Source organism: Bacillus sp. B4EP4a (assembly GCF_006680105.1).
GTDB lineage: Bacteria > Bacillota > Bacilli > Bacillales > DSM-1321 > Peribacillus > Peribacillus simplex_E.
Genome location: NZ_VHIK01000047.1, coordinates 111,766 through 121,489, shown reverse-complemented (window position 1 = coordinate 121,489; position 9,724 = coordinate 111,766). Strand labels below are relative to the sequence as shown.

Annotated in this window: 6 protein-coding genes and 1 riboswitch; all 6 genes read right to left on the bottom strand. The window is 40.6% G+C overall.

All coding sequences use genetic code 11. From position 1 onward, the window contains the following. Nucleotides 1-283: 283 nt before the first annotated feature. Nucleotides 284-1,054, bottom strand: a complete 771-nt coding sequence (locus FNK51_RS22025; protein ID WP_141994680.1) for a dioxygenase family protein — start codon at nt 1,052-1,054, stop codon at nt 284-286. 75 nt (nt 1,055-1,129) lie between these two features. Continuing rightward, nucleotides 1,130-1,897, bottom strand: a complete 768-nt coding sequence (locus FNK51_RS22020; protein ID WP_141994679.1) for a polysaccharide deacetylase family protein — start codon at nt 1,895-1,897, stop codon at nt 1,130-1,132. A gap of 103 nt (nt 1,898-2,000) precedes the next feature. Next, nucleotides 2,001-5,450, bottom strand: a complete 3,450-nt coding sequence (gene metH, locus FNK51_RS22015) for a methionine synthase (protein ID WP_098369378.1) — start codon at nt 5,448-5,450, stop codon at nt 2,001-2,003. After that, nucleotides 5,443-7,290, bottom strand: coding sequence for a bifunctional homocysteine S-methyltransferase/methylenetetrahydrofolate reductase (locus FNK51_RS22010; protein ID WP_098369377.1), 1,848 nt, complete (start codon nt 7,288-7,290; stop codon nt 5,443-5,445). The genes metH and FNK51_RS22010 overlap by 8 nt, the downstream gene beginning before the upstream one ends. Before the next feature lie 103 nt (nt 7,291-7,393). After that, nucleotides 7,394-7,492, bottom strand: a riboswitch (SAM riboswitch). A gap of 110 nt (nt 7,493-7,602) precedes the next feature. Then, a complete protein-coding gene (locus tag FNK51_RS22005; protein ID WP_181762316.1) occupies nt 7,603-8,253 on the bottom strand; it encodes an MOSC domain-containing protein in 651 nt (216 codons plus the stop codon). Between the two features lie 507 nt (nt 8,254-8,760). Then, nucleotides 8,761-9,603: a non-homologous end joining protein Ku gene (gene ku / locus FNK51_RS22000; protein ID WP_141994677.1), complete on the bottom strand. Its 843-nt coding sequence runs from the start codon at nt 9,601-9,603 to the stop codon at nt 8,761-8,763. Between the last annotated feature and the right edge of the window lie 121 nt (nt 9,604-9,724).

The following is a 9,724-nucleotide window of genomic DNA, read 5'->3' as shown; positions in this document are numbered from 1 at the left end:
ATATATAAGATATATAATAAATAACTTTGGTCATTGAATAATAAAATTTTAAAGGATAAAACGTTTTCAGATGTTATATTAACATGTTTTTGTCGAAATATCCAAAGGTTAAACAACTTTATGCAACCTTTTTGAAACTATATTTCTGTTTAATTCGTCAAAATACGCTTTTAATTGACTTTTTTGCTCATTTAAGTCTTTTTTTCGCTAAAAAAAGATTTTTGTATTTTTGTATAATGATTATTTTTCAGGTAAATTTAACTAGTTTGAAAACCCTTTCACTTCAATCAAACTTCCAAGCTGTTAAACTTAGATTGCCATATTGAAAGCTCCTGTGCAGGAGAGCTGCCTTTTTTTTGTCATCCCCTGACCCCATTGCGATGACCAATGGAATGAAATGCTCTTTGGAAGGCACAGCCTCTGTACTATAAGGGGCGGTTTTTTCATATTCAAACAAGGATTGCAAATCCCATTTCATGATTTTCTCTTCGACCCAGTTCTCAAACTCGATTGCCCATCCTTCTGCAACATGCATATCCTCCTGTATTTGGGTGAAATTATGGACAATTCCACCGCTCCCGATGATCAGGACATTACTTTCCTTTAATTCCCTCAATGTTTTCCCGATTTCATACTGCTTGTCCAATGGCAGCGCAGGACTAATGGACATAGATACGGTCGGGATATCAGCTTCGGGATACATGATATGCAAAAGCCCCCATGATCCATGATCTAGGGGGCGCCTTTCATCAAGTTCCCCCAATACACCTATCCTGGACAATAAGGTTAAAATTCGATCTGACAGCTCCAGGCATCCCCTAGCTGGATAAGTTATCTGAAATATTTCTTCAGGATACCCTGCAAAATCATAAATGACTTCATGCTTCCCTACTGCTGAAATCATTTGATCTTCACTTTCCCAATGTGCTGACAAAATAACGATGGCAGCAGGTTTCTTCATAGTTTGCATATAATCCTTCAAAAAAGAAGTGTAGATATTCTTTTCCAAAGCTAATAGCGGTGTTCCATGTGATAAAAACAATGATGGCATCATAGAAACGATAAATCCTTTCGCATTGTAATCTCAATACCCTATACCTTAATTTACTATAGATAAACATTGTGTTCATCAATTAAATTGCAATTTCGGGGTTGTCTCATCAATAGTATCAAAGGTATACCCTTCTTTTTTAAGAAATTCAATTATATCAGGCAATGCTTTCACTGTATTCTTCATACTATTGATATCATGCAATAAGATATTAACATGCTTTTGATTTTTCGTCCCTTTTTGTACGGCAGTAATGATTTGTTGTTCACTTATTGACGGACTGAAGCCATCTGTCGAGTCAATGGACCAATCAAAGTAAATATACCCTTTTTCCTTTAGTTGTTGAAGGATTCCATTGATGATGGGTTTCGTTGCAGCCTGATGCCTCAGACGATTATTCGAGCCGCCAGGAAGGCGCACAATACGGCTTTTTATCCCATACTCCTTATGCAGCATGGTTTCAAGCCTATTCAAATCTTGAAAGAAACTCTCAGTCGATCGATAAACGATGGAATAATCATGTGTATAAGAATGAAGGGCAATCGCATGACCGCGGGAAACCATTTCCTGATAACTTTCCTTTGCGTATGGTTCTTCATTCCCTTTAACGAAAAATGTGGCCTTAACATTATAGCTGTCCAAAATATCCAATATCTTCATGGTATTCAAAGATGGTCCGTCATCGAAAGTCAAATAAGCGATTTTCTGATTTTCCTTACTTTTTAGAAGCGGTGTCATCTCTTCAGGAACCATTGCATGTACTTGAATGTTCTGGACATCCACAACCAACAAAATAATAATGAAAGAACCCGCCATGGAAAGAAATAATTTCAGGATATTCTTCATAGGTGTTGCATCCCCTTCCTTTTGACCATTAAGATGTACCAATTAAGGGGTTTCATGCGTAATAAGGCAGCGGTAAAAAATACCGCTGCCTTTATTAAATGAGTTATCGATCAACATTAAAGTAGCGGGCTTCAGGATGTGCAAAAACAATGGCTGACACGGAAGCCTCTGGTTCCATCATGAATCCTTCAGTCAATTCCACGCCAATATCCTGTGGTTGTAACAGGCGGAATAGCTTCTCCTGGTCTTCCAGATTAGGACAAGCAGGATAACCAAATGAAAACCTTTGCCCGGTGTACTTAGCGGCAAACCGCTCTTTCATGGACATTTCAATTGGATCGCTGATACCTAAATCATCCCGCATTAATTGATGAATTCTTTCCGCGAAACCTTCAGCTGTTTCGAGAGCAAGTGATTGAAGGGCGTGATTTTTCAAGAAATCACCTTCAAGCTTTAGTTTTTCTGCCCATTTTCTGATCCCTTTTCCGGCAGTGACCAGGAAGAAACCAACATAATCCATTTGCCCGGAGGAAATCGGTTTCGCGAAGTCCGCTAAACAAAGATGCGGATTCGTATCTTGCCGGGGGAAGTCGAAAGTTTCCAAAACCTCGTTATGATTGTCCGGGTTGTAAACCAATAGCTTATCTCCTTCGCTTTGAGCAGGGAAAAATTGATAAACTGCATTCAAGCCATAATCCGGTTCCGTCTTTAGGAATTCAATCAATTCATCAACGAGATCATTGAGCTGCACTGCTTTTTCATTCCCTTGCTTAAGCAATTCGGAAACTTTACCTTTTAACCCCAAATGATGTCCAATCAGCATTTGCCTATTAATATACGGCTGGATGACATCCAATGGATAGTTTTTCAGGACGTGACGCTTGATGTCACGCGGTTTTTGAACAGGAGCATCGCTTAAAGGCGCAGCTGTGGACTGCTTCCGAACAGGTTTTTCCATCGTGGCAGCAATGGCGGCATTCGCTTTCGCTCTTTCTCGTTTCTCGACTAACTCTTCCAAGTACACCACTTTTTTGTCAGAGTCATGTAAAATATTCGTTACAGCCAAACCATCCATCGCATCTTTGGAATATAAAACCGGTCCTTCATATTCAGGTGATATTTTAAAATCGGTGAATTTACGGGATAATGCTGCCCCTCCCACTAAAATTGGGGTATCTATTCCCGCTTGCCTTAAATCCTGTGCTGTTAAAACCATTTGCTGTGCAGATTTGACAAGTAACCCAGATAGGCCAATGATGGTTGGCTCATGTTTTCGAACCTCTTCTATGATTTGTTGCGGTGCGACCTTTATTCCCAAATCAATGACTTCATAGCCATTATTGGATAGGATGATATCCACTAGGTTTTTCCCGATATCATGCACATCTCCCTTGACAGTCGCCAAAAGGATTTTCCCTTTCTTAGCACTATCTTCAGAGTTTTCCATTAGTGGTTCAAGGTGAGATACTGCCGCCTTCATCGCTTCAGCACTCTGAAGCACCTCTGCGACAATAAGTTGGTTGTCATTAAATAACCTCCCCACCTCACTCATGCCATCCATCAATGGTCCATTGATGATTTCCAATGGGGTGTCACCGCGCTCAATCGCTTCATTTAAATCATCAACCAATCCTTCTTTCGTTCCTTCGATAATATAGTTACCTAAACGTTCATCCAATGGCAGGATCACACCATTATCCTTTTTCTCCGCTTTTTTCCCACGATAAAACTCGGTGAAAATCGCTAACGTTTCAGTTGAAGTCTCAAACAGGAGTGCCTCAGCCAATTTCACTTCCTCTTCCGGTATCAGAGCGAAACGTTCAAGTTTTTCTGTATTCACGATAGCATAATCGAGACCGGCTTTTGTACAATGGTAAAGGAAAACTGCATTTAATATTTCCCTTCCCCTCGCTGGCAGACCGAAAGAAACGTTAGAAATGCCAAGTATCGTTAGGCATTCCGGAAACTTTTCTTTAATCGCCTTTATTCCATTCACCGTTTCCAATGCAGATCCAATATATTGTTCATCCCCTGTGCCTACAGGAAATACAAGCGGATCAAAAATGATGTCACTTTTGTTTAGACCGTACTTATTAACGAGCAAATTCACAGACCGTGTAGCCACTTCCAATTTCCGTTCAGCATCGACGGCCATCCCAGTTTCATCAATCGTTCCTACGACAACGGCAGCACCATATTGATGGACTAAGGGTACTATTTTTTCAAAGCGCTCTTCACCATCTTCAAGGTTTATGGAATTAATGATCGATTTTCCTTGTGAATGTTTTAATGCTTGTTCAAGTACGACTTCATCCGTAGTATCGATGACCAATGGGACTTTCACTTTTTTGACGACCTCTTCCACAAATTCCTTCATATCGCCTAGCTCATCCCCATCAGGATCAGCAAGACAGATATCAATGACATGGGCGCCTTTTTTTACCTGGTTACGTGCAATTTCGGCAGCTGGCTCGTAATGCTTTCCACGTATCAGCTCCTTGAATTTTCGGGAACCGATAACATTCGTTCTTTCACCTACGAATAAAGGACGCATTGAATCATCATAAATTAGCGGCTCTATGCCCGATACGGCATGACCATGGGCTGCTTCCGTAATTGTACGGGGCTTCATGCCTTTGAGGACCCTGGAAAGTTCTTTAATATGTTCTGGTGTCGTACCACAACATCCGCCAATGATATTGACCCATCCCTTTTCGGCAAATTGCTTCATTTTCTCTGCAAGGGAAGTAGGTGACTCATGATAGTGACCTTCTTCATCAGGAAGCCCGGCATTCGGATAACAGCTGATGGCACTATTTGATATATCTGCAAGTGTCCTGATATGGTCTATCATGAATTCCGGTCCTGTTGCACAATTCAGGCCGACCGCAACGGGCTTCATATGTTCAACCGATAAATAAAAAGCTTCTATGGACTGGCCGGCAAGTGTCGTACCCATCGGTTCGATTGTCCCTGATATAATGACAGGTACATCCTTTCCTGTTTTAGCGAATGCTGCTTTGATTCCGGAAAAGGCAGCCTTGACATTAAGCATATCCTGACACGTTTCCACCAATAGCAAGTCTACCCCGCCATCCAAGAGACCCAGTGCCTGCTCTTCATAAGAATCGGTTAAAATATCAAAAGTCGTTCCACCTGTTACGGAAAGCGTTTTTGTAGTGGGTCCCATCGAGCCAGCTACATACCTTGGCCATTCATCATTGGAATACTTTTCACAAGCTTTAACGGCAAGCTCAGCTGATATCTTATTTAGCTTGTAAGCGATAGTGCTTATTTCGTATTCCTCAAGAACGATACTGGTCGCTCCGAAGGTATTTGTTTCAATGATATCTGCACCTGCTGCCAAATATTTTTCATGGATGGATTGAATGATTTCCGGTTGCGTCAGTGATAAATATTCATTGCAGCCCTCGAATTGTTCCCCGCCAAAATCCTCGACTGTCAAATTCTCCGCTTGAAGCATTGTTCCCATCGCCCCGTCAAGAAGGAGAATCTTAGAATTTAACTGATCTTGAATAGCTTTTTTATTCATGTACTGCCACCTCTGATGTATGTTTACTATCGACTTTTCTAATATATTTCGTAAGTTCCGCCGTCATTTCATAGCGAAGGAACGGAGTGATTAAATATATGCCCTTGAATTTTTCCCTTGCCGCGTCCACTAGCTCTCGCGCAATATTCACTCCTTCAATCCTTGACTTTACAGGGTCATCCCCTGCTAACGCCATGGCCCTTCTAACATTATCAGGCAATTTGATGCCTGGGATCTCATTATGGATGAATTCGGCGTTCCGGGTGCTTGTCAAGGGCATGATACCGATGAAAATCGGGGTTTCTAAATGTTTTGTGGCTTCATATACTTCTTCGATTTGCTCCACGGAATAGATTGGCTGTGTCAAGAAGGATTGGGCACCGCAGGCAATCTTCTTTTCCATTCTCAGTACGGCTTTATCCAGATATTTCACATTGGGATTAAACGCTGCCGCAATTTTGAAATTTGCCCTTTGGCCCAAACTTTGACCGGAATAGGAAAGACCTTCATTAAATTGTTTGACCATACTTATTAGGTCAAAGGAAGATAAATCATAAACCGAAGTGGCCCCCGGGAAATCCCCAATTTTTGAAGGGTCTCCGGTGATGATCAATATTTCGTTCAGCCCCACCGTCTGCAGACCCATTAAATGTGACTGCAGGCCAATCAAATTTCGATCACGGCATGTTATATGCACCATCGGCTCTATATTCAATTGGTTCTTCAGTAAATTAGCCAGTGCATCATTCGATATCCTTGGTGAGGCAAGCGAATTATCCGCTAATGTAATGGAATCGACCCCTGCTTTTTTCAAAACCTCGGCACCAGTCATGAAGCTCTCTATGCCTAACTTTTTCGGTGGATCAAGTTCAACTAGAATCGTCCTTTCTGTTTTGGCCTTTTCGAACAGGGGACGTTCCAATTCTCTATCATTCACTTCAATTATTTCTATTTCACGGGATTTCGTAAATTTCTCTTTCACAGGAGCCAAACTTCCAATCGCATTCTTTACAGCTTGAATATGCAGCGGAGTCGTTCCACAGCACCCTCCTATGATCGCGGCACCCTGCTCACGAAGTTCTAGGGCACTTGAACCGAAATATTCCGGCACAGCTTTATAGACGAGCCTTCCATCCACATAATCCGGGAGGCTGGCATTTGGGTATATGGCAATTGATGCTTGCTTTGGCAAACTCACTTCTTCCAAGGCCCGAATCATATGATGTGGACCGAGACGGCAATTCACGCCAACAACATCGGCACCCAATTGCTCGAGTTTTTGAAAGGCTTCATTTAAATGGATTCCATTTTGAAGATTTCCCAGTTCATGCATCGAAACATTTGCGATGATCGGCAGTCCAGTTTCATTTTTAACGATTTGCAGGACGGTTTCCAGTTCTTCCAGGTCATAAAATGTTTCCAAGAGAATCCCATCAGGGTTTTCCATCAAAAGACTGTATAGCTGTTCACGAAAACCCCGTTTTATCTCTTCAATACTTAAATCCGATTTCCTGATGCTCCGCTGTGCCCCTATGGTACCGAAGACGTATGCCTTTCCTTTTGCCGCTTTTTTAGCAAGAATGACTCCCTGGCGATTGATTCTGCTTACTTCATCTTCAAGTCCATACCGTTTCAATTTATTGAAATTGGCTCCATATGTATTCGATTGAAGGATATCTGCACCAGCTTCCAGATAGGCACGGTGGATGGACTCTATTTGATCTGGGTTCGTGCAGTTTAATTCCTCATAACATTGATCGATGCCATTTGAATACAATAAGGTCCCCATTGCCCCTTCCCCAACCAGTATTCTTTCTTTCACGTCTTTACGAAAATTCATCATTACACCCTCTCTCAAAAACAATCCTGTTTTTGTCGTATTCTATGAGTATGAGAGAAAAGGAAAAAAACCTTCTCAAAGAAGAAGGTTTTTTGAAACATTCTCCTCATCTATCAAGCTCTGCTTGCTGGATTTAGCACCTTTGCCTAAGCTGGTTGCTGAGGTTTCTTCGGGCCAGTCCCTCCACCTCTCTCGATAAGATCCATTATATAATTTTCACAAGATTTCAAAATTTGATTATATTTAATTTACATTAATAATCTGTCAATTTCAATACCTGATCGACATTTTTTTCACTTTTGCAAAAATCATTCAATCTTTTACAGCTTGAACCCTCTTCAAGATCCTTTGTTTCCAGTCTTCCGCTAACGAGTCTAGTGTAAGTAAAGCCTTTGCGCCTTCCAGCCCATCTCGTTTATGAAGAATTACCTCTGCTGCATAATGAACTGAAATTTTTTCTTGCAAACGATCTATCAGCACAATCTCGTTTTGTTTAGTTATCGTTCCTTCTTGAAGTACTCTTGCAAAATAACCAGTGAAACTCGTTTTCAGCACGAGTTCCAAAAACTTAGGTTCTTGATTGAAGTGGGAAATGGTCGAACAAGGTATCCTCCCTTGGTTAATTTGAACAATCACTTCTCCTATTTGATAAATATCGCCGATATACGTTGATTCTTCCCTCATCCCCGCTATGGTTAAATTTTCACCGAATGCAGGGATTTCCAGCTTTTTAGAGAATTTTTCATTCCATAATGAATAATGCTCAAAGGGGTAAAAGCACAAAGCGCGATCAGGACCTCCATGGAACTTTACATTACCTACCCCATCACCAATTATACCTGATTTAGTCACTGTCACATTATCCTTTGCTTGTTTATCCATTGCTGAAAAGATATCGATATTCGAAAAAATTTCATGCTTCGGCTTCCCGGCATGAAGTGCTCTGATTTTTCCATTTTGCATTTTGCATCTTCCATTCATATTTAATGTATATCATCCTGTATGTATAAATTATACTAAAAATCCATTTTATTCTGTAGTTTTTTATAAGAATATGACAATGCAAAAGCCACATGAGCCGTTAAATGGGCGAAATATCATTGATTACCAGAAAAATTCATAGGTTAGTTTCAGTAATTTTGTTGCTATTTCAGAATTAAATATGGTAGAATATGAACACAATATATAGTCGAAAACTACAACCGTTCGCCTATATGTTGATTTTCACGATTGAATTCCTCATTGTCGCTCTTCAGGGAGCGAATTTTTTTGCCTTCATTTCCACCTATCATTTTCTTTTAATTCCATTCTGCTCCTTACATCGTGATCCACTTACATATTTGCACTATCTTTACCTATGTAAATCTCCCCCTGTTAATTCACTTTCATTACCTTATTAGAAGGCAAATCCCCTTGCTAAAACAAGCAGAAAGCCGAGCGACATCATGTGTCTTCCGCTCAGCTTCCTGTTTAAGCTTGTTTCTTTTTTTTCGGTGCCACTTTCTTTCGGGTCGTCTTTTTCATTTCCGGTTCATCATGTTTCGTTCGGTCAATGGATGCCTGTAACGCCTCCATTAAATCGGTTACATTGTTGGAAACTGGTTCTTTTGTTTTGGCTGTAATCGTCGTCTGTCCAGCTTTCTTTGATTCAATCAATTCAAGTAACGCGGTTCGATAGTCATCGGTGTATTTTGTAGGGTCGAAAGTAGTCGTTAATTGATCTATCAATAATACGGCAGTATCGATTTCTTTTTTTACAATGGTATCATTGGCAGGGATATTCGGAACATCCGCTGTAGAGCGGACTTCATCCGGATAATGAATCGTTTCCATCACCAAGGTATTATCAACGACTCGGATTACCGCCATTTGTTCTTTAGAGCGAATGATGATTTTCGCTAACCCTACCTTATTCGATTCCTTGAGGGCCTGCCTCAAAAGGGAATAAGCTTTTATCCCTCCGTCATTAGGGGACATATAATAACTCCGGTTAAAATAAATGGGATCTATTTCTTCAATTTTAACGAAATCCACGATTTCCACGGCTTTTTCTTCGTTTTGTTTTTTCAGTTGTTCTAGTTCATTGTCTTCCAACACAACAAACTTTCCCTTTGTATACTCAAAAGCGCGGACTATATCATCCTTCCCCACTTCTTTCTGGCATACCGGACAAACCTTTTCGTATTTAATCGGCGAATGACATTCCTTATGCAACGTCCTCAAAGAAATATCCTTATCCTCCGTTGCGGCATGAAGTTTGATCGGAATGTTCACCAAACCGAATGATATGCTCCCCTTCCACATCGTATGCATATTCGTCACCTCATAACTTATTTTTAAAGAGAAGAACAATTTTATTATTCCCCTTTGTTCAAAAAAAACCGAAAAAACAATTGCCAACTCTAACACTTCGTTTTTTTGGCAAAATAATGTT

Bases quoted from the DNA above. Each gene is read 5' to 3' on its own strand.
- FNK51_RS22025 (WP_141994680.1), bottom strand. From the start codon at position 1,054: ATGATGCCATCATTGTTTTTATCACATGGAACACCGCTATTAGCTTTG.
- FNK51_RS22020 (WP_141994679.1), bottom strand. From the start codon at position 1,897: ATGAAGAATATCCTGAAATTATTTCTTTCCATGGCGGGTTCTTTCATT.
- metH (WP_098369378.1), bottom strand. From the start codon at position 5,450: ATGAATAAAAAAGCTATTCAAGATCAGTTAAATTCTAAGATTCTCCTT.
- FNK51_RS22010 (WP_098369377.1), bottom strand. From the start codon at position 7,290: ATGAATTTTCGTAAAGACGTGAAAGAAAGAATACTGGTTGGGGAAGGG.
- FNK51_RS22005 (WP_181762316.1), bottom strand. From the start codon at position 8,253: ATGCAAAATGGAAAAATCAGAGCACTTCATGCCGGGAAGCCGAAGCAT.
- ku (WP_141994677.1), bottom strand. From the start codon at position 9,603: ATGCATACGATGTGGAAGGGGAGCATATCATTCGGTTTGGTGAACATT.